Origin of the sequence: Streptomyces sp. NPDC050422, from assembly GCF_044458665.1 — a bacterium.
Lineage (GTDB): Bacteria > Actinomycetota > Actinomycetes > Streptomycetales > Streptomycetaceae > Streptomyces.
Genome location: NZ_JBITIE010000009.1, coordinates 198138 through 222939, shown reverse-complemented (window position 1 = coordinate 222939; position 24802 = coordinate 198138). Strand labels below are relative to the sequence as shown.

Annotated in this window: 22 protein-coding genes; 15 read left to right on the top strand and 7 right to left on the bottom strand. The window is 72.6% G+C overall.

Annotated features, from left to right (window positions below; translation table 11 throughout):
* The first annotated feature begins 23 nt into the window (after positions 1-23).
* Both ACIBJG_RS16245 and ACIBJG_RS16240 read left to right on the top strand, forming a co-directional pair.
* Positions 24-2579: a PQQ-binding-like beta-propeller repeat protein gene (locus ACIBJG_RS16245; protein WP_399308150.1), complete on the top strand. Its 2556-nt coding sequence runs from the start codon at positions 24-26 to the stop codon at positions 2577-2579.
* 286 nt (positions 2580-2865) lie between these two features.
* Positions 2866-4059, top strand: coding sequence for an NlpC/P60 family protein (locus ACIBJG_RS16240; protein WP_399308149.1), 1194 nt, complete (start codon positions 2866-2868; stop codon positions 4057-4059).
* Between the two features lie 86 nt (positions 4060-4145).
* On the opposite strand, the gene ACIBJG_RS16235 is transcribed toward ACIBJG_RS16240, so the two are convergent.
* The 5 genes from ACIBJG_RS16235 to ACIBJG_RS16215 form a co-directional block, all read right to left on the bottom strand.
* Positions 4146-5387, bottom strand: a complete 1242-nt coding sequence (locus ACIBJG_RS16235; RefSeq protein ID WP_399308147.1) for a styrene monooxygenase/indole monooxygenase family protein — start codon at positions 5385-5387, stop codon at positions 4146-4148.
* Between the two features lie 146 nt (positions 5388-5533).
* The gene (locus ACIBJG_RS16230) at positions 5534-6184 is read right to left on the bottom strand and encodes an ATP/GTP-binding protein (protein WP_389055167.1); all 651 of its coding nucleotides are present in this window, start codon (positions 6182-6184) and stop codon (positions 5534-5536) included.
* Complete coding sequence (locus ACIBJG_RS16225; RefSeq protein WP_326738732.1) at positions 6165-6581, bottom strand: DUF742 domain-containing protein; 417 nt, start codon at positions 6579-6581, stop codon at positions 6165-6167. The genes ACIBJG_RS16230 and ACIBJG_RS16225 overlap by 20 nt, the downstream gene beginning before the upstream one ends.
* Positions 6578-7057: a roadblock/LC7 domain-containing protein gene (locus tag ACIBJG_RS16220; protein WP_399308145.1), complete on the bottom strand. Its 480-nt coding sequence runs from the start codon at positions 7055-7057 to the stop codon at positions 6578-6580. The genes ACIBJG_RS16225 and ACIBJG_RS16220 overlap by 4 nt, the downstream gene beginning before the upstream one ends.
* Positions 7054-10104 (bottom strand): nitrate- and nitrite sensing domain-containing protein, encoded by a 3051-nt coding sequence (locus ACIBJG_RS16215; RefSeq protein WP_399308278.1) that lies wholly within the window; start codon positions 10102-10104, stop codon positions 7054-7056. The genes ACIBJG_RS16220 and ACIBJG_RS16215 overlap by 4 nt, the downstream gene beginning before the upstream one ends.
* Before the next feature lie 364 nt (positions 10105-10468).
* Between ACIBJG_RS16215 and ACIBJG_RS16210 the strand changes: the two genes are divergently transcribed.
* Positions 10469-11251: a protein phosphatase 2C domain-containing protein gene (locus tag ACIBJG_RS16210; RefSeq protein ID WP_399308144.1), complete on the top strand. Its 783-nt coding sequence runs from the start codon at positions 10469-10471 to the stop codon at positions 11249-11251.
* A 108-nt stretch (positions 11252-11359) separates the two neighbouring features.
* Here the strand turns inward: ACIBJG_RS16210 and ACIBJG_RS16205 are convergent, their stop codons facing one another.
* Positions 11360-11857 carry a MarR family winged helix-turn-helix transcriptional regulator gene (locus ACIBJG_RS16205; RefSeq protein ID WP_399308142.1) on the bottom strand — a complete coding sequence of 166 codons (498 nt, stop codon included), beginning with the start codon at positions 11855-11857 and terminating at the stop codon, positions 11360-11362.
* Positions 11858-12082: 225 nt separating this feature from the next.
* Between ACIBJG_RS16205 and ACIBJG_RS16200 the strand changes: the two genes are divergently transcribed.
* Both ACIBJG_RS16200 and ACIBJG_RS16195 read left to right on the top strand, forming a co-directional pair.
* Positions 12083-12928, top strand: coding sequence for a lysozyme (locus tag ACIBJG_RS16200; RefSeq protein WP_399308140.1), 846 nt, complete (start codon positions 12083-12085; stop codon positions 12926-12928).
* A 286-nt stretch (positions 12929-13214) separates the two neighbouring features.
* Positions 13215-13895: a polysaccharide deacetylase family protein gene (locus ACIBJG_RS16195; RefSeq protein WP_399308277.1), complete on the top strand. Its 681-nt coding sequence runs from the start codon at positions 13215-13217 to the stop codon at positions 13893-13895.
* Between the two features lie 96 nt (positions 13896-13991).
* On the opposite strand, the gene lon is transcribed toward ACIBJG_RS16195, so the two are convergent.
* Positions 13992-16412, bottom strand: a complete 2421-nt coding sequence (gene lon, locus ACIBJG_RS16190; protein WP_399308138.1) for an endopeptidase La — start codon at positions 16410-16412, stop codon at positions 13992-13994.
* Positions 16413-16666: 254 nt separating this feature from the next.
* On the opposite strand from lon, the gene ACIBJG_RS16185 reads away from it, so the two are divergent.
* From ACIBJG_RS16185 to ACIBJG_RS16140, 10 genes are all read left to right on the top strand, one after another.
* Positions 16667-17245, top strand: a complete 579-nt coding sequence (locus tag ACIBJG_RS16185; RefSeq protein ID WP_399308137.1) for an isochorismatase family protein — start codon at positions 16667-16669, stop codon at positions 17243-17245.
* A 99-nt stretch (positions 17246-17344) separates the two neighbouring features.
* The gene (locus ACIBJG_RS16180; RefSeq protein ID WP_399308135.1) at positions 17345-17635 is read left to right on the top strand and encodes a hypothetical protein; all 291 of its coding nucleotides are present in this window, start codon (positions 17345-17347) and stop codon (positions 17633-17635) included.
* Between the two features lie 58 nt (positions 17636-17693).
* Positions 17694-18296 (top strand): RNA polymerase sigma factor, encoded by a 603-nt coding sequence (locus ACIBJG_RS16175; RefSeq protein ID WP_399308133.1) that lies wholly within the window; start codon positions 17694-17696, stop codon positions 18294-18296.
* The gene (locus ACIBJG_RS16170; RefSeq protein ID WP_399308131.1) at positions 18293-19165 is read left to right on the top strand and encodes a hypothetical protein; all 873 of its coding nucleotides are present in this window, start codon (positions 18293-18295) and stop codon (positions 19163-19165) included. The genes ACIBJG_RS16175 and ACIBJG_RS16170 overlap by 4 nt, the downstream gene beginning before the upstream one ends.
* Positions 19166-19175: 10 nt before the next feature.
* Positions 19176-19952, top strand: coding sequence for an ATP-binding cassette domain-containing protein (locus tag ACIBJG_RS16165; RefSeq protein WP_399308129.1), 777 nt, complete (start codon positions 19176-19178; stop codon positions 19950-19952).
* A complete protein-coding gene (locus ACIBJG_RS16160; protein WP_399308128.1) occupies positions 19949-21301 on the top strand; it encodes a hypothetical protein in 1353 nt (450 codons plus the stop codon). Before ACIBJG_RS16165 ends, ACIBJG_RS16160 begins: the two co-directional genes overlap by 4 nt.
* Positions 21298-21915: a hypothetical protein gene (locus tag ACIBJG_RS16155; protein ID WP_399308126.1), complete on the top strand. Its 618-nt coding sequence runs from the start codon at positions 21298-21300 to the stop codon at positions 21913-21915. Before ACIBJG_RS16160 ends, ACIBJG_RS16155 begins: the two co-directional genes overlap by 4 nt.
* 95 nt (positions 21916-22010) lie before the next feature.
* Positions 22011-22703, top strand: a complete 693-nt coding sequence (locus tag ACIBJG_RS16150) for a spermidine synthase (protein WP_399308124.1) — start codon at positions 22011-22013, stop codon at positions 22701-22703.
* Positions 22704-22937: 234 nt separating this feature from the next.
* Positions 22938-23675, top strand: a complete 738-nt coding sequence (locus tag ACIBJG_RS16145) for a response regulator transcription factor (protein WP_148020697.1) — start codon at positions 22938-22940, stop codon at positions 23673-23675.
* Positions 23672-24748 carry an ATP-binding protein gene (locus ACIBJG_RS16140; RefSeq protein WP_399308123.1) on the top strand — a complete coding sequence of 359 codons (1077 nt, stop codon included), beginning with the start codon at positions 23672-23674 and terminating at the stop codon, positions 24746-24748. Before ACIBJG_RS16145 ends, ACIBJG_RS16140 begins: the two co-directional genes overlap by 4 nt.
* Positions 24749-24802 lie beyond the last annotated feature (54 nt).

Below are 24802 nucleotides of genomic sequence, written 5' to 3'. Positions count from 1 at the left end.
GGACGGCAACAAGGGGGTGCGCCATGGAGGCGCTGCGTCAGGACGATCCACGCCGTTTCGGCCCGTACACCGCGCTGGTGCGGTTCCGTGAGACGGCCGCCGCGGTCCAGTACCTCGCGCACGGTTCGGCCCCCGACGGCTTCGTCGTGATCACCGCGGCCCGGCCGGCACTGGCCGCACTGCCGGCGTTCCGGCGGCGGTTCCTCGCGGAGGCGCGTACCGCCGAGCGGCTGGCGGGCCGCTGGGTGGAGGCACGGCCGGCCACCCCGGCCGACGGGCCCGAGGACGACGACCTGCTGTGGACGGCCTCGGCGTACGTACCGGCGCTGACCCTCGCCGAGGCGGTCGACCTCGCCGGGCCGCTCCCCGAGCGTGCCGTGCGGATACTGGGCGCGGGCATCGCCGAGACGCTCTCCCGGGTCCATGCGACGGGGGCCGTGCTGCAGGGTCTCGCCCCCAGGACGGTGCTGCTGGCCGAGGACGGGCCGCGGCTCACCGCGTTCGGGCCGCTGGGCGCGGCGGCCGACGCCGAGGCGCGGCCGGGCGGCCAGCTCTCCGTACGCCTCGGCTATCTGACCCCGGAGCAGGTCGCGGGCCAGGAGGCCGGACCCGCCTCCGACCTCTTCGTGCTGGGCCTGCTCCTCGCGTACGCGGCGACGGGCAGCACCCCGCTGGCGGAGGGTCCGGCCGACGAGGCCGCGGAGCGGATCGCCCACACCGACCCCCGGCTGGACGCCGTGCCGGACGAACTGCGTGAACTGGTCGCCCGCTGCCTGGCGAAGGACCCGGCCGACCGCCCCACCGCGGGCTCGGTGGCGGCGGAGCTGGCGCTGGAGGGTGCGGCCGGACTGGCCAAGGGCGGCTGGCTGCCCGAGCCGCTGACGGCCGCCCTGGCCGAACAGAGTGCGCGGGTACGGGAACCGGCGGCCGTGGTGGACGCCGCCGACGGGGGCACGGTGGCCCTGGCGGACGCCTCCGACGTACAGGACGCCACGCCCCCGCCGCCGCCCCATCGCGACACCCGGACCGCACAGTTGGGGGTCATCGACCACCAGGCCCCCCGGCCCGACCGCGCGACCACCCAGCTCGCCCTGCCACCCGGACCGCCCCTGCCACCCGGGCAGTCCATGCAGCTGCAGGGGCAGCCGGCCGGCATCCCCGCCGCGCCTGCGGCCCCGCACCCGCCGGCGCTGCCCGCCCCCGGACCCGTCGCGCTCCTCCCCGTCGCCACTCCCCCGGCCCCCGCCGGGCGTACCGCCGTCGACCGCCGCACCCTGCTGATCGGGGCCGCCGCCGGAGCCGCCGGCCTCCTCGTCGGGGGCGGCGGGGTCCTCGCGCTCGGCTCCGGTGACGACGCCGAGCCCACGGTCGACGCGAAGCCCGCACCGAGCCCCAGCCGGCCGGTCGTCGCCGGGCTGCCCCCGCAGCCGCGCTGGGTCTACACCCACCCGGCGGCCGAACCGGCCCCCCTCACCGCCACCCTCTGGAACGAACGGCTGCTGGTGCTGACCGGCGAGACCCATGCGTCCGCCGTCGATCTGAGCACCGGGCGCCGGATCTGGGAGAGCCCGGACGCCGCCAAGGGCCAGGCCGCCCTGGCCGCCGGCAAGGAGTTCGTCTTCGTCGCCGGCCCGTCCGAGTTCCTGTGGCTGTCCGCGAAGGACGGCCGGCCGGCCCACCGGGTGGCGTACGCCGACGGGTTCGAGGGCGCTCCGCACCTCTCGGTGCGCACGCTCGTCGGATCGTCCGGTGCGCACCTCTGGTTCACCGGCTCGCACGAGGTCACCGTGAAGGCCCCCAAGCCCAAGAAGGGCAAGAAGCCCGGCAAGGACCGGCAGGTCGTCAAGTCCTATCTGTTCGGGTACGACATCGAGCAGCGCAAGGAGCTGTGGCGGACGCCCGTGCCCACCGGCCGCGGTCCGATCGCGCCCGTCCACCGCCTGGTGGCGATCCGCCCGGACGCCGTCGTCGTGCGCCAGGACCGGCTGACGCTCACCCCCGCCGACGTGAAGGCGGCCAAGGGCAAGGCCCTCTTCCGCAGCTTCGACCGGCAGACCGGGAAGCAGCAGTGGGCCAAGGCCATCGGCACGGTCGCCCCCGACGCGGCAGCCGTGGGAGACGCGGACGGGGTGCTGTACGCGGCGGTCGGCGACGACCTGCGGGCCTTCGAGACCCCCGGTGGCCGGCCGAAGTGGACGCTGAACGGCACCTCGGGTTCCTTCTTCGGAACCTCCGTCGAGGCCGGTGGGCTGCTGCACACCACCAACGGCAACCAGGAAGTGGGCGTGGTCGACCGGGAGACCGGGCGGCTGCGCTGGCGGCGGTCCACGGAGTCGGTGGTCAAGGGATCGACTCCCACGGTCACGGTCAGCGGCTCGGGCAGCACGCTGTTCGCGGCGGACCCCGGGCAGGTCACCGCGTTCGCGGCGGCCGACGGGCGGCGGCTCTGGAAGTTCCAGGACATCGGGGCCCAGGACCCGAAGGGGGCGACGGTCACCGCCCGGTACCAGGTGCTGGCCTACGGGAAGACCGCGGTCGTCCGGCGCGACCGCGTGGTCTACGCGTTCCCGGTCGCCTGACCGGTGCGGCCGACGGGCGGTGCGGTCGCCTGACCGGTGCGGCCGACGGGCGGTGCGGTCGCCTGACCGGTGCGGCCGACGGGCCGGTGCGGTCGCCGGGCCGGTGCGGTCGCCGGGCCGGTGCGGTCGCCGGGCCGGTGCGGGCCCGGACCGCCGCCTTCCGGGGGAATCGGGCCACCGCCACACCCGGAGGTTCTTGCATCACCTGACGGCGAGTGAGCGTATGGAGGAATTGCGCTCACTCATGGGGTAGTCGCACGATTCGCCCCGTTTCGGAGGTGGTGTCGTGTCGGGCAAACTCCTGCGCTCCTTCGGCACGGCGGCGCTGGCCGCCGTCGTCGTGACCTCACCGGCCGCAGCCGTCGCGGCCCCCTCACCGGCCCCGTCGCCGAGCACCGAGAGCTCCGATGGCCCCGCCGCCCCGGCAGCCGGTCCCGAGGCGGCGCCCGGCAGCGTCGCCGGACTGCTGAACGAACTCCAGCGGCTGTACCAGCAGACCGAGGAGGCCACCGAGACCTACAACGGGACGGCGGCCGAGCTGAAGAAGCGGACCGCGGAGGCGAAGAAGCTGGACTCCGCGCTCGTCACCGCCCGGCTCTCGCTCTCCCGCAGCCGCGACGCCGCCGGGCAGCTGGCCCGTGAGCAGTACCAGGGCCGGTCCGAGCTCTCCGCGTATCTGCGGCTGCTGCTGATGCGCGATCCCGAGTACGCCCTGGACCAGGGCCAGGTCGTCCAGCGGCTGGCCGCGGGCCGGGTGGCGACCATGAAACGCCTCGGCGGCGCCGAGAAGCGTGCCGACGACCTGGCGAAGGCATCCCGCAAGGCCCTGGACCGGCAACAGGTCCTGGCGACGCGGCAGAAGAAGGAACGCGACACGGTCCAGGAGCGGCTGAAACAGGTCGAGGGGCTGCTCGCCACACTCTCGGCGGACCAGCTCGCCGAACTCTCCCGCCTCGAACAGGAGGGTACGGACAAGGCCCAGGACGCCCTGGTCGCCTCGGGCGCCCTCTCCTCGGCCCGGCCGGCGACCGCGCAGGGCGGCGAGGCGGTCCGGTACGCGATCGAGCAGATCGGCAAGCCGTATGTGTGGGGCGCGGAGGGGCCGGGCTCGTTCGACTGCTCGGGGCTCACCTCGCAGGCCTGGGCCAGCGCCGGCCGCACCATCCCCCGCACCTCGCAGGAGCAGTGGCGACAGCTGCGGAAGGTGGCGGTGAGCGCCCTGCGGCCGGGCGATCTGGTGGTCTACTTCCCGACGGCCACGCACGTGGCGCTGTACATCGGCAACGGCCTGGTGGTGCAGGCACCGCGCCCCGGCTCCCGGGTCAAGGTCTCACCCGTGGCGTCGAATCCGCTGCTGGGCGCTGTCCGGCCCGATCCGGAGAGCGCGCCGCTGACCACGTACAGGACGCCGAAGCTTCCCGAAGGGGCCTCCGAGGGCTCCGACGAGGGGTACGGCGACACGTCGGCGCCCGGCGAGTAGCGCGCAGCGACGCATCGGCCGGGCCGGGCGCGCCGGAGGACCGGCGGTGCCCGGCCCGGCCGGTGCGTTCAGGGGGTACGGGGCGTTCAGGCGGCCGGACCCGCGACCGAGGCGAGGTAGGCGTTCGTCTTCTCCGGCTCGTAGAAGAAGTTCTCGAAGTCCGCCGGGTCGTTGAACCCGTTGGCGAAGCGGTCGGCGACCGGCTGGAGCTGAACGCCGGCGCCGATCAGGTTCAGCACGTGCTCCGGCGGGACGCCGAGCATCGCGTTAGTCCACTTCGTGACGTGCTGGGCGGTGTCCCAGTAGCGGTCGAACGTGGACTGCATCCACGCCGCGTCGAACTCCCCGTCGCCGTGCTCGATGATCGAGTCCAGGTAGGCGTTCGCACACTTGGAGGCCGAGTTGGAGCCCTGGCCGGTGATCGGGTCGTTGGCGACGACCACGTCCGCCACACCGAGCACGAGACCGCCGCCGGGGAGCCGGCCGATCGGCTTGCGGACGGTCGGGGCGTAACGGCCCGCCAGGGTGCCGTTGGCGTCGGTCAGTTCGACCTTGGTGGCGCGCGCGTACTCCCACGGGGTGAACTTCTCCATGAGCTCCAGCGTCTTGGCGAGGTGCTCCGAGGGGTCCTTGATGCCCTGGAAGGCGTCGATCGGGCCGCCCGGGACGCCCTCCCAGAACAGGATGTCGGCGCGGCCGGACGTGGTCAGGGTCGGCATCACGAAGAGCTCGCCGACGCCCGGGACCAGGTTGCAGCGGACCGCGTCGAACTCGGGGTGCTCGGGGCGCGGTCCCATGCCGTGGACGTACGCGACGGCCAGGGCGCGCTGCGGGGCGTCGTACGGCGAACGGGACGCGTCCCGGCCGAACATGGACACCAGCTCGCCCTTGCCGGCCGAGACCATCACCAGGTCGTAGGTGCGGGAGAAGTAGTCCAGGTCGGACACGGCCGCACCGTGGATGACGAGCTGTCCGCCGCGCTGGGCGAAGGTGTCCATCCAGCCGGCCATCTTCACGCGCTGGTCGACGGACTGGGCGAAGCCGTCCAGCTTGCCGACCCAGTCGACGGCGCGCGAGGAGTCGGGCGCGGCGACCGAGACGCCGAGGCCCTCGATGCGCGGGGCCTGGGACTCCCAGAAGTTGAGCTGGTAGTCCCGCTCGTACTGGAGCGCGGTGTGGAACATGCACTGCGTCGACATGACCCGGCCGGAGCGGATCTCGTCGGCCGTGCGGTTGGACATCAGGGTGACTTCGTAGCCTCTGGACTGCAGTCCGAGGGCGAGCTGGAGCCCGGACTGACCGGCTCCGACTATGAGTATCTTCCGCATCGCGGTTCTCCGTTGTGTGTAGCTAGGGCCTGGCGTCAAACTGCCGTCGTCGCCCGAAGGGCGGCCGCGCGGCGTCTGACGGCAGTTTGACGCCGCGAGCGTGCGTGCCAGACGCCGCCCGGCAGGCGGGACTTTCGAAACACGCCCTAGGCCGGGGTGTTGTCGAGAGCGTGGCCCACCAGGGCCAGCAGCGACTCGACGACGGTGATCCTGTTACGCGCGTCCATGATCACAACTGGCACGTGCGGAGGGACGGTCAGGGCCTCCCGGACGTCTTCGGCCTCGAACCCGGGTGTGCCCTCGAAGTGGTTGACGGCCACGATGTACGGCAGTCCGCAGCTCTCGAAGTAGTCGAGTGCGGGGAAGCAGTCGGCGAGCCGGCGGGTGTCGGCCATCACGACCGCGCCGATCGCGCCGCGCACGAGGTCGTCCCACATGAACCAGAAGCGCTGCTGGCCCGGTGTGCCGAAGACGTACAGCACGAGGTCGTCGTCGAGCGTGAGACGGCCGAAGTCCATCGCGACGGTCGTGGTGACCTTGTCGGGCGTCGCGCTGAGGTCGTCGGTCTCCTCACTGGCCTGGGTCATCATCGCTTCGGTCTTCAGCGGGGTGATCTCGGAGACCGAGCCCACGAAGGTGGTCTTGCCCACCCCGAAGCCGCCCGCGACCACTATCTTCGTGGCGATCGGGGCCCTGGTGCGGTCGAGCTGCCAGGCCTGCAGCGATTCCTCGGCCTGGTCCTTCGGCCCCGGCTGGCGCGGGGCGAACAGCGGCGACTCAGAGACGACGGAGTCCATTGAGCACCCTTTCGAGCAGTGCGCGGTCGGGCTGGCCGGTGCCGTGACCGGTTCCGTACACGCGGATCTTTCCCTGGTCGGCCAAGTCGCTGAGCAGCACCCTGACCACACCGAGCGGCATCTTCAGCAGGGCGGAGATCTCCGCGACGGTACGCATCCGGCGGCAGATCTCGACGATGGCCTGGAGCTCCGGCATGACGCGCGAGGCCAGGTTGCCGTTGGTCAGTTCGCGGCGCTCGTCGGGGGCTTCGAGCGCGGCGACGAACGTCTCGACGAGCAGGACGTGGCCGAAGCGGGTACGGCCGCCGGTGAGCGAGTACGGGCGCACCCGCGCGGGCCGTTTGTCGGCCCCGCGCACCGGGAGCCTGCGGGCGGGTTCAGCAGCAGCGGGGATCACTGGGCGCTCTCCATCGATTTGCGCAGCTCACTGCGGAGTTCGGGGGTGAGTACGTGTCCGGCACGGCCGACGAAGAGCGCCATGTGGTAGGCGATGACGCTCATGTCGCAGTCGGGTGTGGCGTGCACACCGAGCAGCGAGCCGTCGCTGATCGACATGACGAAGACGCTGCCTTCGTCCATGGCGACCATGGTCTGCTTGACGCCGCCGCCGTCCATCAGCTTCGCGGCGCCGACGGTGAGGCTGCCGATGCCGGAGACGATGGTCGCCAGATCGGCGCTGGAGCCCCGGGGGCCGTCCTGCCGGCCTGCCCCCTTGGCGTTCTGGTGGCCGGGGTCGGAGGAGAGCAGCATGAGTCCGTCGGACGAGACGACGGTGACCGAGTGGACCCCTGGCACCTCCTCCACCAGATTGCTCAGCAACCAGTGAAGGTTCCGGGCTTCGGTACTCAGCCCGAATGTGCTGGGCGCAGTCAACTGCGTGCCTCCTCGACTGTGTCCCCCGTCTCTCCGGTTCGGCCATCGGTACGGCCTGCCGGCTCAGTGTGCTCGGTACGTGTGGTGCCTGCGGCCGGGGCGGTGGTCTCGGCGATCTCCGCCTCGACGTCCCGGCGGCCGTTCTTCGCGCCCTGGTGGAAGCCGCCGAGCCGGCGGCGCAGGGCTTCCTTGTCGACGCTGCCCGTGCGCTCGGGGGCGGGGGCAGACGCGGGCTTGACGACCTTGGGGGTGCGCTTGGGCAGCCCCTTGTCGGTGGTCCGCTCGGGCGCCGGCTGCGGGTCGGGCTCCGGGTGGCGCGGCCCGGGCAGCGCGTCTGCCACCGGGTTCGCGACGGGGGCGGGGGCGGGTGCGGGTGCCGGGGCGGGGGCGGGGGCGGGTGCCGTAGCGGGCTCCGGCCGGCCGGCCTCGTCGGCGGTGCGCTCGTGACGGTCGGGGCCGATGGCGTACGGGCCGGCGGCGGTCGTGGGCTCCGGGCCGTCCCCGAAGGCGGGGGCGTGCGTGAACTCGGGCACGTCCTCGAACTCGGGCACCCTCGGGAGCCGGACCTGCATCGTGGTCTCGGCCTCGGTCTCCGGGGGCCGCACGGGCCCGGGGACCGGGGAGACCGGGGAGGGCCCGGGCTGCTGCGGGCCCTCCGGCTCCGGCGCGGCCGGAGGGGCGTGGTCGGGGACGACCGGGGTGGCGACCGGGGTGTGGTCCTCGGCCGGGGCGGCCTGCGGGCCGGGCGTGGGAGCGGCCGTGGTGCCGGTCTCCGCGATCGTCTGCTCGGCGATCGTCTGCTCGGCGGCCGCGATCAGCGGGTCACCGGGCAGGGCGAGGGTGCGGCGCGGCAGGGCGTTGGAGTTGGCCTCGGCGACCGATCCGGGGAGGTTCAGCGTGGGCGCGTCGCCCAGGGCCGTGACCGGCGGCGGGGTCGCGGCCGGGGGCGCCTTCGGGAGCAGGGCCTGGGGCAGCACGACGACCGCGGTCACCCCGCTGCCCTTCTGCTCCCGCAGCTGGACCCGTACACCGTGGCGTGCGGCCAGCAGCGAGGTCACCTGGAGACCGAGACCGGCCCCGTCCGCGCTCTGCTCACCCGCCTCGAAGAGCGACGGGTCGCCGAGACGGGTGTTGAGCTCGCCCATCCGTACGGACGACATGCCGATGCCCTCGTCCTGCACGGAGAGCATCACCTCTCCGGTCTCCAGCAGCCAGCCGGAGAGCTGGACATGGGAGTCGGGCGGAGAGAACGAGGTGGCGTTCTCCAGGAGTTCGGCGACGAGGTGGCTGAGGTCGTCGGCGGCGAACCCGGCGATCTGGGCGTGCGGCGGCAGGGACTGGATGGTGACCCGCTCGTACCGCTCGATCTCGCTGACCGCGGCGCGCGCCACGTCGACCAGCGGGATCGGCCCGGGGTGCCCGTGTCCGTGCTCGGCGCCGGCGAGGACCAGCATGTTCTCGCTGTGGCGGCGCATGACGGTGGCCATGTGGTCGAGCTTGAACAGCGTGCCGAGCCGCTCCGGGTCCTGCTCGCGCTCCTCCAGGGACTCGATGACGCCGAGCTGGCGCTCGACGAGGCCGAGGGTGCGCAGGGACAGGTTGACGAAGGTGTGGTGGACGGTGTTCTTCAGCTTCTCCAGCTGCGCCGCCAGATCCGCGGTGTGGACCTGGAGTTCGGCGCGCTGGAGGGTGAGGGCCTCGCGGCCCGCGATCAGTTCGCCGCGCTCGCCCTCCAGCTTCTCGAACCGTCCGTTGAACTCGTGGAGCAGTCCGTGCAGCCGGCCGTGCAGGGCGTTGACGGAGCGGACGACCTGGGCGAACTCGTCGTTGCGGCCGGTGTAACGGACCGGTTCGGCCGTCTCGGGTTCGGCGGCGAGGCGGCCGGCACCGATCCGCAGGACGGCGAGCGGCTGCGTGAGGGTGCGGGCCACGGCGGTGGAGACGCCGACGGCGATGAGCAGACAGCCGCCGAGCAGCGCGATCCGCAGCTCGAGCGCGGTGACGTCGTCGTCGCGCAGCTGGCCGAGACGCTGCACCTGCGAGGTGCCGAGGGCGGATTCGACGCCCCGCATCCGGTCGATCCGGGCGGAGAGCGCTGCCTGGAGCTTCTTGCTGCTGACCTTCTGGTCGGACTCGGAGAGCTCGGGGCGATCGGTGAGTGAGGCGAGGTACTTGTCCGCGCTGTTGACCTCGGGGCCGGTGACGGTGGTGGACAGCTTGTCGCGGGCGCTCGCACCGGCGGCCTGGTCGAAGTCGGCGAGGGCGGAGAGCTCGCCGACCCGGGACTGCTGGGCGGCACGGCTCAGCTCGTCGCGGGTGCGGTCCTCCTTGGTCTCGCCCTCATCCTCGGTCTGGACGGGCAGGCCCGTGAACGGGTCGGTCTGCGGGGCGGCCGGTTCCTTGCGGGGGACGGCGAGCGCGGCGAGCAGCAGCCCGCGGGTGGCGGAGGCCTGCTCGGTGGCCCGGCCGAGCGCGAGCGGGGCGCGGACCGCCTCGGCGGCGCGCGGCGGCGTGCTGTCCGCGAGTTCGTCGGCGAGGTCGTGGAGCTTGGAGATGACCTCGGAGTACGCCTGATGGGCCTCCAGCGCCGTGCCTTTGCCGCTGATGGCGTTGCGGCGCAGGGAGGGGATGGTGGAGAGGTCGCGGCGCAGCACGGCGGAGGCCGCGTCCCGGATCTCGTCCACCTGTTGGTCGACCCGGGCGCTGCGGCTGCCCGCGGCGCCGTTGGCCGACCCGGGCCTGCCCTCCCGGCCGGCGGCGATGAAGGCAGTGACCTCGTCGCGCTCGTCGGCGAGGGAGTGCGCGAGCGCGATGGCCTGCTGGTTCACCTCCGCGAGGGTGACCAGCCGCTGCGAGTCGGTCAGGTCGGAGGAGGCGCTCAGCGCCGCCGGTGCCCCCGCGGCTATGACGGTGATCCCGACGACCGCGACGCCTGCGACGAGCCGGCTGCGGACGCGCACGGTGCGCCCGCTCTCAGCCGGCGCCGATGACGCCACCTCGGGTCCGCTGTGCTTGCTGCCCTTGCTCCGAGGCCGCTTCTTCTGCACCGGTGCTCGCAATCTCGACTCGTCCGCCCTTGAAGCAGAGGTGACGCCCGGTCACGTGAACGAGCGCCCCGACCCCTGGTACGGCTTCTGACCATTCCAGTGCTTTTGAGAGGGGGGCGTGCATCAACCGCTCCGCCACTCGAACGAGTGAACCGCACTCCGGAGTTGGCGAACAAGTCTCCCCCCGGGCTCCCGAGAGCACACCTGGGCACCCGGCTGGATCTTCGGGGCAGGCTTTGGCAGGATGCCCGCCCGCACACTTCCCGGAGTGATTCGTTCCGCTCCAACGGCCCGTCTGACCTGCTGGTACGGGCCAATCCCCGGTCCGTGCAGGCTCCGTGAAGGCATCGTGCAAACTTGCCGCATGCGCATCGAACTCGCCACCGCCCCCGGTCTCGCCGGGCACCCGAACGAGGACTGGACGGCCACCGTCCTGCCCGCCTCCGGCCAGGGTGGGGGGCTCGTCCTGCTCGACGGGGTGACCCCGCCCCGAGGTGACGACGGTTGTGCGCACTCCGTCCCCTGGTTCACGGCGCGACTCGGAGGGGCCCTGGTCGAACTGTCGGGTTCGCGGCGGGATCTGACCCTGCGGGAGATCCTCGCGGAGTCCATCCGGCGCACCGCCGACACGCACCGTTCCCTGTGTGACCTTTCTCACGTGCGCACGCCACAGGCAACCGTGGTCATGGTGCGTTGGGACGAGACGGAGATCGAGCACCTGGTGCTGTCCGACTCGGTGCTGCTGTTCGAGTCGCCGGGCGGCGCCGTCCGCGCCCTGCTGGACGACCGGCTCGACCGGCTGCCGCCGGGCTCGCTCGCCTCCGAGGCGAGCGCCGACGCACTGCGGAACAGGGAGGGCGGCTTCTTCACCGCCGCCGCCGACCCGGCCGTGGCCGGCCGCGCGGTCACCGGGCGGACGCCACGCGCCGAGGTGCGGGCGGTCGCCGCGATGACGGACGGGGCGAGCCGCTGGACGGAGATGTTCGGCGAGGGCGACTGGGCGGCCTGCCTCGGAGTGCTGCACAAGGAGGGCCCGCAGGCGCTGATCGACCGGGTCCGGGTCCTGGAGGACGCGGACACCGACCGTACGCACCTGCGGCGGAGCAAGCGGCACGACGACGCGACGGCGGTCTACGCCCAGCTGTGAACCGCCCCGGCGCGCCCGGCGGTCCACGCGCGACTGCGACCCGCCCCGGCGTGCCCTGCGCGGTCCTCGCGCCGCCTTCGCCCGCCCCGGCGTGCCCGGCGGTCCGCCTCAGCCCTCGGCGCGGGCGTTCAGCTGGTGCAGGAGCCGGGCGAGCTCCGCCACCTCGACGCGGTCCCAGTCGGCGAGCTTGCGCACATAGCGGTCACGGCGCGCGTCCCGGACACTGCGGAAGCGGGCGAGGCCCTCGTCCGTGAGGTGGACGAGGAAGGCCCGCCCGTCGGCGGGGTCCGGCTCGCGCGCCACCAGTCCGAGGTCTTCCAGGGCACGCAGTTGACGGCTCATGGTGGCCTTCCCGACACCGATGTACGAGGCGAGGTCGGTGGCCCGCTGACGGCCGGCCGACTCCAGGCGTACGAGGAGTCCGTAGGCCGCCGCCTCCAGCTCGGGGTGCACCTCACGCGCCATTTCACCGGAGTTGGCCCGGGCGCGGCGCAAGAAGACCGCCAACTCCAGTTCCAGGGCGAGGAATTCGTGGTCCACACCATTTCCTCCGGTTGCGCCGGGTTCACTCCCGCTTTCGCTCCCGTGCACGTCAACACCCCTCATGAGCTTTCCCACCAATGAAAGTTTCTTTCACCGCCGCTCATCGCCGCAGCTCCGCCAGTATTTCGCAGGAGTAGACCAACGGCACCGCCCAGGCCCTCTTCCGCCACCCGGGTCTACGTGCGTAGCGTCATGCATGGCATGTTCACACCACGGCATGCCGCCAGGGGTGCGTCCGACGCTCCCCGGGTCAGCAGTTCCCCCCACCAAGGCTTCGGAGGCACGCACATGCCCGTGCACAGATCCGGCTCCAAGACAGCCCGTCGCTCGCGGTTCGCCGCAGCGGGAACTCTGCTCGCAGCGCTCTCCCTCCTCGTCGCCCTGCCCGGCGCCGCCGGCGCGGCCCCGACTGCGGGGGACCCCACGAAACCCGCCCGGGGCACGGCCACCATGGGCATGGGCGTCGTCGCCCACGACGGCCAGGGCGGCCTGCCCACCACCCGCGCCGTCCAGACCGAAGGCGTGGACGTGAGCGGCCACCAGAACGCCGTGGCCTGGTCGACGCTCTGGAACAGCGGCGTCAAGTGGGCCTACGTCAAGGCCTCCGAAGGCACGTACTACACGAACGAGGACTTCGCCCAGCAGTACAACGGCTCGTACAACGTGGGGATGATCCGCGGCTCGTACCACTTCGCCACCCCGGACACGACGAGCGGCGCCACCCAGGCCAACTACTTCGTGGACCACGGGGGCGGCTGGTCCAAGGACGGCAAGACGCTGCCCGGCGTGCTCGACATCGAGTGGAACCCGTACGGCGCGCAGTGCTACGGCAAGACCGCGGCCGGGATGGTCTCCTGGATCCGTGACTTCGTGAACACCTACAAAGCGCGCACCGGACGCGATGCGGTCATCTACACCGCGACCAGCTGGTGGCAGTCCTGCACGGGCAACAACGCGAGCTTCGGCGCCACCAACCCGCTGTGGGTGGCCCGCTACAACACCACGGTCGGAACGCTCCCGGCCGGCTGGGGCTTCTACACGATCTGGCAGTACACCTCGTCCGGCCCGACGGTGGGCGACCACAACCACTTCAACGGCGCCCTCGACCGCGTACAGGCACTGGCCAACGGCTAGCCGCCGACCGCTCGGCCCTTCCCCACGGAGCCCGGTGACGCATCCCGTCGCCGGGCTTTGCCTTGCCCAACGCCTCCGACCAGGAACGGAGGCCCCTGACCGGCCTCACGCCACCCCCCTATACACCGCATGTATACGCGCTGTGTATATTCCTTGCAGCTCGCACGTAAGTGCGAGGTAAGCAACGAGGGAGTGACCTGCCTTGCCCAGTAGGACGAAGTCGATCGGTACGGGGTTGGCCGTCGCTCTTGTGACGGCGCTCACGCTGACGCTGAGCGGCTGCTCGATGGAGACCACGGCCCCCGGATCCGCCCGCGGCGACGCGGGCTCGGACGCCAAGGGATCGTTCGGCCCGGTGGACTGCCGCAAGGCGAAGTGCATAGCCCTCACCTTCGACGCGGGTCCGGCCGAGGACACCCCCCACCTGCTGGACATCCTCAAGAAGGAGAAGGTCCACGCGACTTTCTTCCTGCTGGGCAAGAACCATGTGAAGAAGCACCCCGAGACCGTCCGCCGGATCGAGGCGGAGGGGCACGAGGTCGCCAACCACACCTGGTCGCACGAGATCCTGACGGACAAGAAGCCCGCGGAGATACGCGCCGAGCTGGAGAAGACGCAGGACGCGATCGAGGCGATCACCGGCAAGAAGCCTCGTCTGATGCGCCCGCCGCAGGGCCGCACCGACGACACCGTCTCCGAGATCAGCAAGGACCTCGGGCTCTCCCAGATCCTGTGGAGCGCCACCGCCAAGGACTACTCGACGACCGACTCCGCGCTGATCAAGAAGCGGATACTCGACCAGGCGAGCAAGGACGGCATCATCCTGCTGCACGACATCTACAAGGGCTCGGTACCCGCGGTGCCCGGCATCATCGAGGAGCTGAAGAAGCGCGGCTACACCTTCGTCACCGTCCCGCAGCTGATGGCGCCCGCCGAGCCGGTCCCGGGGACCATCTACCGCCCCTGATCCGATCCGCGGCCACCGCTCACGCGGAACGGCCCGCCTCCCCGCGAGGGATGACGGGCCGTCCGCTCCGGTCGTGTCCGCAGCGCCCACAGACCCTTAGGCCGCGGCCGGGATCCTCCGCTCCGCCGGGGCCGAGGCCGGGGCGAGGGCGATCTCCAGGACCTGGCGGACGTCGGTGACCGGGTGGACCTCCAGGGTGTCCAGCACCTCGGCGGGGACGTCGTCCAGGTCTGCCTCGTTGCGCTGGGGGATCACCACGGTGGTGATGCCCGCGCGGTGGGCGGCCAGCAGCTTCTGCTTCAGGCCGCCGATCGGCAGCACCCGTCCGGTCAGCGACACCTCACCGGTCATCGCCACATCCGTACGGACCAGCCGTCCGGAGAGCAGCGAGGCCAGCGCGGTCGTCAGGGTGATGCCCGCACTCGGGCCGTCCTTGGGGACCGCGCCCGCCGGGAAGTGGATGTGCACGCCCCGGTCCTTGAGGTCCGCGACCGGCAGCTCCAGCTCCGCACCGTGCGACCGCAGGAAGCTCAGCGCGATCTGCGCGGACTCCTTCATCACGTCGCCGAGCTGACCGGTGAGGGTCAGTCCGGACGCCCCGGTCTCCGGATCGGCCAGCGACGCCTCCACGAAGAGCACGTCACCGCCCGCCCCGGTCACCGCGAGCCCGGTGGCCACGCCCGGCACCGCGGTGCGGCGCTCGGCCGGGTCCTGGGCGGACTCGGGGACGTGGTGCGGCCGGCCGACGAGACCGCGCAGATCGTCCTCGGTCACCGTGAACGGCAGTTCGCGGTCGCCCAGTTCGTGCTGGGCCGCGACCTTGCGCAGCAGCCTCCCGACGGCCCGCTCCAGATTCCGGACCCCGGCCTCCCTCGTGTACTCGCCGGCCAGCTTGCGCAGCGCGGACTCGTCGAGGGTGACCTCGTCCTCCTCCAGACCGGCCCGCTCCAGCTGGCGCGGGAGCAGGTGGTCGCGGGCGATGACGACCTTCTCGTCCTCGGTGTAGCCGTCGAGCCTGACCAGTTCCATCCGGTCGAGCAGTGCCTCCGGGATGGCGTCGAGCACATTCGCCGTAGCCAGGAAGACGACGTCGCTGAGGTCGAGTTCGACCTCCAGGTAGTGGTCGCGGAAGGTGTGGTTCTGGGCCGGGTCGAGCACTTCGAGGAGGGCTGCGGCGGGGTCGCCGCGGAAGTCGGAGCCGACCTTGTCGATCTCGTCGAGGAGGACGACCGGGTTCATCGAACCGGCCTCCTTGATGGCGCGGACGATGCGTCCGGGGAGCGCGCCGACGTACGTACGCCGGTGGCCGCGGATCTCCGCCTCGTCACGGACACCGCCGAGTGCGACGCGGACGAACTTGCGGCCCATGGCGTGCGCCACGGACTCGCCGAGCGAGGTCTTTCCGACCCCGGGCGGCCCGACCAGGGCCAGCACGGCACCGCCGCGCCGGCCCCCGACGACGCCCAGTCCGCGGTCGGCGCGCCTCTTGCGTACCGCGAGGTACTCGGTGATGCGCTCCTTCACGTCCTGCAGGCCCGCGTGCTCGGCGTCGAGGATCTCCCGGGCGCCCTTGATGTCGTACGCGTCCTCGGTCCGCTCGGTCCACGGCAGTTCCAGGACGGTGTCGAGCCAGGTCCTGATCCAGGAGCCCTCGGGGCTCTGGTCCGAGGAGCGCTCCAGCTTGTCGACCTCCTTGAGCGCCGCCTCGCGGACGTGCTCGGGGAGGTCAGCGGCCTCGACGCGCGCCCGGTAGTCGTCGGACTCGTCCTCCGGGTCGCCGTTGAGCTCGGAGAGCTCCTTGCGTACGGCGTCGAGCTGGCGCCGCAGCAGGAATTCGCGCTGCTGCTTGTCGACGCCCTCCTGGACGTCCTTGGCGATGGACTCGGCGACGTCCTGCTCGGCGAGGTGTTCGCCGAGCCACTGGATGGCGAGCTTCAGCCGGGCGACCGCGTCGGTCGTCTCCAGCAGCCGCACCTTCTGGGCGGTGGTGAGGAAGGGGGAGTATCCGGAGTTGTCGGCGAGCGCGGAGACGTCCTCGATCTGCTGGACCCGGTCCACGACCTGCCAGGCACCGCGCCCCTTCAGCCAGCTGGTGGCGAGCGCCTTGTACTCCTTGACCAGCTCGGCGACGGCTCCGGGGAGGGGTTCGGGGACGGAGACGTCGACCCGTGTCCCTTCCACCCAGAGCGCGGCACCGGGACCGCTGGTCCCGGCCCCGATGCGCACCCGTCCACGGCCGCGGATGAGGGCGCCCGGGTCACCGTCCGAGAGTCGCCCGACCTGCTCGACGGTCCCCACGACACCGATGCCGGTGTAGGTCCCGTCGATGCGCGGAACGAGCAGCACCTCGGGCTTGCCGCCGGCTTCGCGGGCTGCGGCCTGTGCGGCCTCCACCGCGGCGCGTACATCGCTCTCGGACAGGTCGAGAGGCACCACCATTCCGGGCAGCACGACCTCGTCGTCGAGCGGCAGCACGGGCAGGGTGAGCGGTGTGACCGCATTGGACTCAGTAGCCATGATCTCCCCTTTGGCAGTCAAGTTGAGCTATGTGGACTCAATGCTAGTGAGCCGCTCAATGTTCCCCGGGGTGCGTTCGCTCTGAGCGATCGCGGCATGACAGCCGCGGCCTGCCCTGGGTGCAACAGCGGGCGGGACCGCCGTAATCCCGCGACCGCACGGGCCCGCGTACGCGCAATCGGGCGCGACATCGTGCAGCACATCGGGCGCGAAATCCCGTGGAGGACGAGGGTCCGGCCGACCAGGATGGGCCCATGGCCGATTCCCTCCTTCCCGTGCAGGCCCTGCTCGTCGTGGACGTCCAGAAGGCGGGGGTGACCGGAGACAGGGCCGTGCCCGGCGCGCCCGAACTGCTGGAGCGGACCGCGGACCTGATCGCGCGGGCACGGCAGAGCGGTGCACTCGTCGTGCACCTCCAGAACGACGGTGCTCCCGGCGCGGGCGACGAACCCCACACGCCCGGCTGGGCCCTCCACCTGCGGGTCGAGGCGGGGCCCACGGAGTCCGTGATCCGCAAGACCAGGGACGACGGCTTCGCCGGCACGTCGCTGGGCTCCCTGCTGAGCGGGGCGGGCGTCAGGGCAGTCGCCGTCTGTGGCGTGATGTCGGAGGTGTGCGTCCAGGCGACGGCCCGCTCGGCCCTGGCCCAGGACTACCGGGTCGTTCTCCCCCATGACGCGCATGCGACGCAGGACATCCCGGCGGCTCCCGGGATCAGCGCGGCGGTCCCGGCCGCCGTGGTCTCCCGGGTCGCCGCGTGGGCCATCAGCGCGGACGCGGATGTCACCACACGGGCCGCGGACGTGACGTTCACGGCTCCGCCGGAGGCGTAGCCGGAGTCACGGGGTATATGCCGTGGTCAGGGGGGAGCGGGGCGGGCAGAGTACCCGTATGGACGACGACCGAGGGCCGAATAGGGACGGCACGATCGCGTGGGAGGGCTCACTGAGCCGGGTGCAGGAGGGGGTCGCGCCTGTCGTCGCGGCGGCCCGTTCCCGGATCACGGAGGAGGCTGGACCAGTGACCTGGCCGAGTCGGCCGAGCTCTTCGCCCGCTACCGCCCGCATCTTCCCGAGCGGGCCGAGCAGATGCGGCCGGCCGCGCGCACGGGCCGCACCCCGACCGCCGATCCGGCCGTCCTGCCCATGCTCGTCGACGACCTGGCGCCCTGGCTGGCGGCCGAGCACATCGCGGTGCACGGCGAGAAGGCGCCACGTCCCTGACCGGGTCCGGATGCGGCGTACGTGAACCGACCGGGCTCCCGGCTCCGATAGAGGAGGTGTGAGCGACGTGCACCCCTCGGGGGACGACCGGAACGACGAGGCGCTGCTGCGTGCCGTCGCGCAGGGGGACACGACCGCGCTGGCCGCGCTCTACGACCGGCACGCCGGCTGGCTGCTGGCCCGGCTGAACCGGCGGTGCGCGGACGCCGAGACCGTACGGGAGGTGCTGCAGGACACCTTCGTCACGGCCTGGCGTTCCGCCGGTTCGCACCGCGGTGCCGAGGCCGGCGGCTGGCTCTGGGTGATCGCCGCCCGCCGGCTGGTCGACGCGCAGCGGACCCGGGCCAGGACGGAGCGCGTGGCACAGGCCGAGAGCGCCGGCGGCGCGGAGTGGGCGGCCGCCGTGCCGTCCGCCGAGGACCGGGTCCTGGCCGGTCTGGAGTACGGCGACGTGGGTGCCGCGCTCGAGCGGATCTCGCCCGAGCTCCGGGAGGTCCTGCGGGCGACGGTCATCGACGGGCTGACGACCCGGGAGGCCGCCCGGCTGCTCGGCATACCGGAGGGGACGGTCAAGACCCGGGCGATGCGGGCCCGGCGAGAGCTGCGGGCCGCACTGGACCGGCTGGTTGTGGAGAACGGTCCGTTGGGAGGCACGGCATGACGGCCTGGCATGTGGGGGACGAACTGGCCGGGCGGTACGCGGCGGGGACCGCCGCCGAGACCGACGCCTGGTCGCTGGAGAAGCACGTCGAGTCGTGCGCACACTGCGCGGACCGGGTGTCGGCGGCGGTACGCGGCCGGGGGGCCGCGGCACCGCTGCTGGCGGACATCCGCACCGCGGTGCTCGCGGTCGCGGAGGCGGAGCCGGTACGGGGAGCCCCGCGGTTGCCGGGGCCCGCCTCCCGGCTCGGGCGGGTGGTGTGGGCCGCCGGCCCGGCCCTCCGGGGGGCGTGGGCCGGGGCGCTGCTGCTCGTGGCGCTCGGGGCCGTCGCCCTGGCGTACGTCGGCGGACTCGGCGGCGCGGCCCGCCCCCTGCTCCTCGTCGTCGCTCCGGTGCTGCCGCTGGCCGGGGTCGGCGTCTCGTACGGGCGCCACGCCGACCCGATGCACGAGATCGCCACCACGACCCCGGGCGGCGGGCTTCGGCTGCTGCTAGTCAGGACCACGGCGGTACTCGCGGTGGCCGTCCCCGTGCTCACGCTCGCCGGGGCGGCGCTGCCCTCGTCGGCGGGCGGACCGGGGGCGGTGGCCTGGCTGCTGCCGGGGCTCGCCATGACGCTGGGGGCGCTGGCGCTCGGCTCGTACGTCGGCTGCCGCACGGGCGCCTCGTCCGTCGCCGCGTGCTGGGCCGCCGCCGTCGTCCTGCCGGCCTTCGGTACGTCGCCGTCGCGCATCTTCGACGCGGCCGAACCGGCCACCCGGTACTTCGCGGGGACCGCCGCACAGAGCGGCTGGGCGGCCGCGGCGGTGCTCTGCGCCGGGCTGCTGGCCCTGCGCCGCCGATCATTCGACCATCTGGAGAAGTCATGAGCGTGATCGCATGAGCAGCACCGTCAAGGTCACCGGGCTGACGGTCCGGCATCGCCGGACGACCGCCCTGGACGGCGTCGATCTGGACTTCGCCCTCGGTGTGCACGGGCTCCTCGGACCCAACGGGGCGGGCAAGACGTCGCTGATCAGGGTGGTGTCCACGGCTGCCGCCCCGACCGCCGGGCGGGTCGAGCTGCTGGGCAGCGAGGTGGGTGCGGAGGCGGATCACCGCAGCCGCGCGGCGGTCCGGCGCAGGCTGGGCTATCTGCCGCAGGAGTTCGGCTTCTACCCGGGCTTCACCGTCCGCGAGTTCGTCGCGTACGTGGCATGGCTCAAGGAGATGGACGGCGCCCTGATCGCGGGCGCCGTGGAGCGTGCGGTGGACCGGGTGGGCCTGACGGACCGGATCGACGCCCGGATGAAGACCCTGTCCGGCGGCATGGTGCGGCGCGTCGGCATCGCCCAGGCGATCGTCAACGAACCGGATCTGCTGCTGCTCGACGAGCCGACCGCGGGTCTGGACCCGGAGCAGCGGGTCGAGTTCCGCACCCTGATGCGGGAGCTCGGCGAACGGACCACGGTGATCCTCTCCACACACCTGGTCGAGGACGTGGCCACGGCCTGCGCCGATGTGACGCTGGTCGAGGCGGGCCAGGTCGCGTACCGGGGGACCACGGCCGAACTGGCGGCCCTGGGTAGCGAGGGGGCCGAGCTCGACGGCAGCCCCATCGAGCGCGGCTACACCGCCGCCCTGCGTACCCACCGTGCGAAGGCGGGGGCCCGATGACGACGACCGGCACCCCCGTCGCGGAGCAGCAGGACCCCCCGATGCACCGCTCCACCCGCTCACGCGCCGCATACCGCTCGACCCTTCTCGCGCTGCGGACCGAGCTGCGCCGCGGCATCGCGCCGTGGACCGGTGCGTGTACGGCGGTCATGCTCGCCGTCCCCATGGTGAACAAGGCCGATACGTGGCAGGGCGACTGGGGCGAGACCCAGGGATATCTGCACTCCGTGGCCACCCTCCTCGCCGGGCCGATGGTGGCGGCCGCGGCCTGCTGGGCCGGCGCCCGTGACTACCGGCGCGGCACCGACGAACTCTGGCGCTCGACCCCGCTCCCCCGCGCGTCGCGGGTGCTGGTGGCCGCACTGCCGGTCGTACTGTGGTCGGTCGCCGGGTATCTCGTCGTGCTGGCCGCGTCGCTCGTGGCCACCTGGCCGTACACAGGCGGCGGCAGCCCGTTCCTGTCCCTCGCCGTAGTGGACGCCGGCGTCCTGGTGGCCATGGGGCTGGTGGGGTACGCAGTCGGTCAACGGTGCCGGTGGCGGCTGGCCGCGCCGGTGCTCGCCGTGCTTCTGTACCTGGCCCTCGGCGTGCCCAACTACTCCGAATCGTCGGCGCAGTACCTCGACCCGGCCATGCAGTACATGCTCACCAGATCGCTGCCGGTGTGGTGGTTCGCCCCGGCGATGGTGGCCTGGACCTGCGGTCTCGCTCTCGCCGCACTGATCGCCCACGCGGCCAGGCGCCGGATTCTCGCCGTCGTACCACTGGTCGTTGCGGCGGCGGTCGCGCCGCTGATCGTGCACACAGGCTCCAGCCTGATCCGGGACGACCCGGCCGCCGGTCGGCTCGTCTGCGCGGACGGCACCCCGCAGCTCTGTCTGACCGCGTACGACGCATCGCTGCTGCCCCAGGTATCCGAGGCGCTGTCCGGGCTGTTCGGGCGGTTGGACGGAGTGCCGGGGGCACCGGCCCGCTACGTGAACCAGCAGCCCCTGGACGGCACCGCCGAGGTCTGGGTGCCGACGCCGGACATCGGCTGGTACGTCCGGCGAGGGCGGCTGCAGCACCCGCAGGACTTCGCCCGGCAGGTGGCCTACCAGGTGGTGAACCGGGACTGCCCGGACCCGGCGACCAAGGCGGAGCAGGCGGGCTCCGAGCGGCTCGTGTCCACCGACGATGCCGTCAGGGGCTGGCTCGCCGGTCCCGAGCCCTGGCGTCCCGTCGACGCGGAGAAGACCCCGCAGCAGCGCCGGCTCGAAACGATGCCGGCCCCCGAGCGCCGGGCCTGGCTCGGCCGCTTCCTCGCCACGCGCACGAGCTGCGACCCGTCCGAGGTGCCGGCCCTGTGAACCGCGCATCCGGCACCGTTCCCGTCCTCTGTCTGCGCTCCCGCGCCGTGCCCCGTACCGCCGCCGCGCTGACGTGCATCGTCCTGGTCGCCGCCTGGGCCGCCGACTGGCTGGTGAGCCGGACCTACTTCAACCACAGTGCCCGCGTCCCGGTCCTCGTGCTGGCCCCGATGCTGGTGTCGGCCGCGATCGGCACCAGCCTGTACGCCGCCGCCGACGAGCTCGACCGGACAGCCGTGCGCCGCTGGTGGCCGCGGCGGCTGCTGCATCTGCTCGCGCTCACCGTGCCGGCCGCGACGGCTCTCGCGCTGGCCGTCCCCGGACATCCCGAGGCCTTCGGCGCACCGGGCATGGTCCGTAACGTGCTCGGTGCGACCGGGGTGGCGGCCGCCTCGGCCGCCCTGATCGGCGCCCGGCTGAGCTGGCTGCCGATGACGGTGTACGGCGGCGCGGTGTACCTGGCGGCCCCGCGCACTCCGGGCGGCGCCGCCTCCGTATGGGCCTGGCTGATGCAGCCGGGGCCGCAGGCCGGGGCGTGGGTGGTGGCCTCGGTGGCGTACGCGACGGGGGCGACGCTGTTCGCCGTACGCGGGCCGCGCCGCGAACGCGGCTGACGACGCCCCCCCGTTCGGGGAAACCGCTGGCCCGGCGGCTGCGGCAAGCGACAGGATGACGGGACACCGACCGCCATCCACCGGAGACCAGCGCCATGCCCCTCACCTTCGGCCCCGACGCCCTCGCCCCCGTCACCCTGGACCGCCGCGAGGGACCGTACGGGGAGGTCGTCCTGCGCAGGCGGGGCGACGACTTCGAGATCATCGCCAACGGGTGTTTCCTGATGGACACCTCCGACGGGCGCTCCGAGCGGCTGCTGATCGATGCCGCGCTCGACGCGCTGCCCGCAGGGAGGAAGGACCCCGCGGTACTCATCGGCGGGCTCGGCGTCGGGTTCTCGCTCGCCCGGGCCGCCGACGGGCCGAGGTGGGGGCGGATCGCGGTGGCCGAGCGGGAGCAGGCCATCGTCGACTGGCACCTGGACGGGCCGCTGTCCGGGATCTCGGGGGCGGCGCTCGCCGATCCGCGGACCGTCGTCCTGACGACGGACCTCGTCGCCCACCTCCGTACGACTACGGACCGTTACGACGCGCTGTGTCTGGACATCGACAACGGACCGGACTGGACCGTCACCGAGGACAACGGGAATCTCTACTCCCCCGCCGGGCTCGCCGACTGCCTCGCACGACTCACGCCGGGCGGCGTGCTCGCGGTGTGGTCCGCACAGCCGTCCACGGAGTTCGAACAGGCCTTGCGGAATGCCGGATTCCGTGGGGTAAGGACGGAAGAGGTAGGCGTTGCCCGAGGTGTGCCCGACGTGGTCCATCTCGCAATTCGAGCAGCCTGACAACCCCCGCCGGGTATACGGGCCCCCGGGACGCCCGGGGGCCAAGCGGCACAAGCGCGACACTCCGCCTCCGTTGTTCCCCCGGCCCGCCCCCGCGGGCTTGCACCCTGCGTAGCCGGGAGCCCTCCGCTGCCTTTACGCTGCTGACCGATAGCGGGATCACCCACGAAATTCACGAGCGAAGACCGTACGTCCGGGGGAATGGCCTCCGTGAGAACGGGCAGGGGCGGGGCGATGGAACAGACACACACCACCCACACAGGTGTCGCGGCCACCCCGGGCGCGCAGCGCCGCGTGCTGGTGGTCGAGGACGACGCCACGATCGTCGATGCCATTGCCGCCCGGCTGCGGGCCGAGGGCTTCCTGGTGCAGACCGCGCTCGACGGCCCGGCGGCCGTGGACGCGGCCGAGGCCTGGCAGCCGGATCTGATGGTGCTCGACATCATGCTTCCCGGCTTCGACGGCCTGGAGGTCTGCCGTCGCGTGCAGGCCCAGCGCCCGGTGCCGGTGCTGATGCTGACCGCCCGCGACGACGAGACCGACATGCTGGTCGGCCTCGGCGTCGGCGCGGACGACTACATGACCAAGCCGTTCTCCATGCGTGAGCTGGCGGCCCGGGTCCACGTCCTGCTGCGCCGGGTGGAGCGGGCCGCACTGGCCGCCGTGACACCCCGCAGCGGAATACTCCGCCTCGGCGAGCTGGAGATCGACCACGCACAGCGCCGGGTGCGCGTCCGCGCCGATGACGTGCACCTGACGCCGACCGAGTTCGACCTGCTGGTCTGCCTGGCCAACACCCCGCGCGCGGTGCTCTCCCGGGAGCAGTTGCTGGCGGAGGTCTGGGACTGGGCGGACGCCTCGGGCACCCGCACCGTCGACAGCCACATCAAGGCGCTGCGCCGGAAGATCGGCGCGGAGCGGATCCGTACCGTGCACGGTGTCGGTTACGCGTTGGAGACCCCAGCGCCATGACCGCGCCCGGACCGGGGCTCCGGCCGTTCTCCATCAAGGCCAAGCTGGGCACGCTGGTCGTGGTCTCGGTGTTCATCACGACCGGGTTGATCATGGTGGCGGTGCGCACGCGCACCGAGCTCCGGTTCATCACGGTGTTCTCGGTGATCGCGACCCTGCTGATCACCCAGTTCGTGGCGCACGGCCTGACCGCGCCGCTGGACGAGATGAGAGCCGTGGCCCGGTCGATCTCGCACGGCGACTACACCAGACGCGTGAGCGGCGCCGACCGGCGTGACGAGCTCGGCGATCTGGCGCAGACGATCAACCTGATGGCGGACGACCTGGCCGCCGTGGACCGGCACCGCAAGGAGCTGGTGGCGAACGTCTCGCATGAGCTGCGCACCCCCATCGCGGCGCTGAGAGCCGTGCTGGAGAACGTCGTGGACGGGGTGTCCTCGGCCGATCCGGAGACGATGCGGACGGCGCTCAAACAGACGGAGCGGCTCGGCCGGCTGGTGGAGACGCTGCTGGACCTGTCCCGGCTGGACAACGGCGTGGTCACGCTGAAGGCCGGCCGCTTCGAGGTGTGGCCCTATCTGTCGGGGGTCCTCAAGGAGGCGAACCTCGCCGCCGCGCACCGCCGGCTGTCCTCCGGCTCCGGCAACCACTCCCGCACGGACGTCCATCTGCACCTGGACGTGTCCCCGCCGGAACTGACCGCGCACGCCGACGCGGAGCGGCTGCACCAGGTGGTGGCCAACCTGATCGACAACGCGGTGAAGCACAGCCCACCGCACGGCCGGGTCACCGTGCGCGCCCGGCGCGGCGGGCAGCCCGAGTCGCTGCATCTGGAGGTCATGGACGAGGGCCCCGGCATCCCGGAGTCCGAGCGGCACCGGGTCTTCGAGCGCTTCAACCGCGGCGAGGTGCCGTCCCCGCACGGTCCGGGCAGCGACGGCGGCACGGGACTGGGCCTCGCGATCGCCCGCTGGGCGGTGGATCTGCACGGCGGCCGGATCGGTGTGGCCGAATCAGCTCGCGGCTGCCGCATACGCGTCACTCTTCCGGGGATCCATCAGCCGCGAGGTTGACATAGGGTTCGAACCGGAAGGGCACGTTCTACGTGTTCTGTTCAAGGGGTACGG

Coding starts and splice junctions, on each gene's coding strand:
- ACIBJG_RS16245 (WP_399308150.1), top strand. CDS start 24: ATGGAGGCGCTGCGTCAGGACGATCCACGCCGTTTCGGCCCGTACACC.
- ACIBJG_RS16235 (WP_399308147.1), bottom strand. CDS start 5,387: ATGCGGAAGATACTCATAGTCGGAGCCGGTCAGTCCGGGCTCCAGCTC.
- ACIBJG_RS16230 (WP_389055167.1), bottom strand. CDS start 6,184: ATGGACTCCGTCGTCTCTGAGTCGCCGCTGTTCGCCCCGCGCCAGCCG.
- ACIBJG_RS16210 (WP_399308144.1), top strand. CDS start 10,469: ATGCGCATCGAACTCGCCACCGCCCCCGGTCTCGCCGGGCACCCGAAC.
- ACIBJG_RS16205 (WP_399308142.1), bottom strand. CDS start 11,857: ATGAGGGGTGTTGACGTGCACGGGAGCGAAAGCGGGAGTGAACCCGGC.
- ACIBJG_RS16200 (WP_399308140.1), top strand. CDS start 12,083: ATGCCCGTGCACAGATCCGGCTCCAAGACAGCCCGTCGCTCGCGGTTC.
- ACIBJG_RS16195 (WP_399308277.1), top strand. CDS start 13,215: ATGGAGACCACGGCCCCCGGATCCGCCCGCGGCGACGCGGGCTCGGAC.
- lon (WP_399308138.1), bottom strand. CDS start 16,412: ATGGCTACTGAGTCCAATGCGGTCACACCGCTCACCCTGCCCGTGCTG.
- ACIBJG_RS16185 (WP_399308137.1), top strand. CDS start 16,667: ATGGCCGATTCCCTCCTTCCCGTGCAGGCCCTGCTCGTCGTGGACGTC.
- ACIBJG_RS16170 (WP_399308131.1), top strand. CDS start 18,293: ATGACGGCCTGGCATGTGGGGGACGAACTGGCCGGGCGGTACGCGGCG.
- ACIBJG_RS16165 (WP_399308129.1), top strand. CDS start 19,176: ATGAGCAGCACCGTCAAGGTCACCGGGCTGACGGTCCGGCATCGCCGG.
- ACIBJG_RS16160 (WP_399308128.1), top strand. CDS start 19,949: ATGACGACGACCGGCACCCCCGTCGCGGAGCAGCAGGACCCCCCGATG.
- ACIBJG_RS16150 (WP_399308124.1), top strand. CDS start 22,011: ATGCCCCTCACCTTCGGCCCCGACGCCCTCGCCCCCGTCACCCTGGAC.
- ACIBJG_RS16145 (WP_148020697.1), top strand. CDS start 22,938: ATGGAACAGACACACACCACCCACACAGGTGTCGCGGCCACCCCGGGC.
- ACIBJG_RS16140 (WP_399308123.1), top strand. CDS start 23,672: ATGACCGCGCCCGGACCGGGGCTCCGGCCGTTCTCCATCAAGGCCAAG.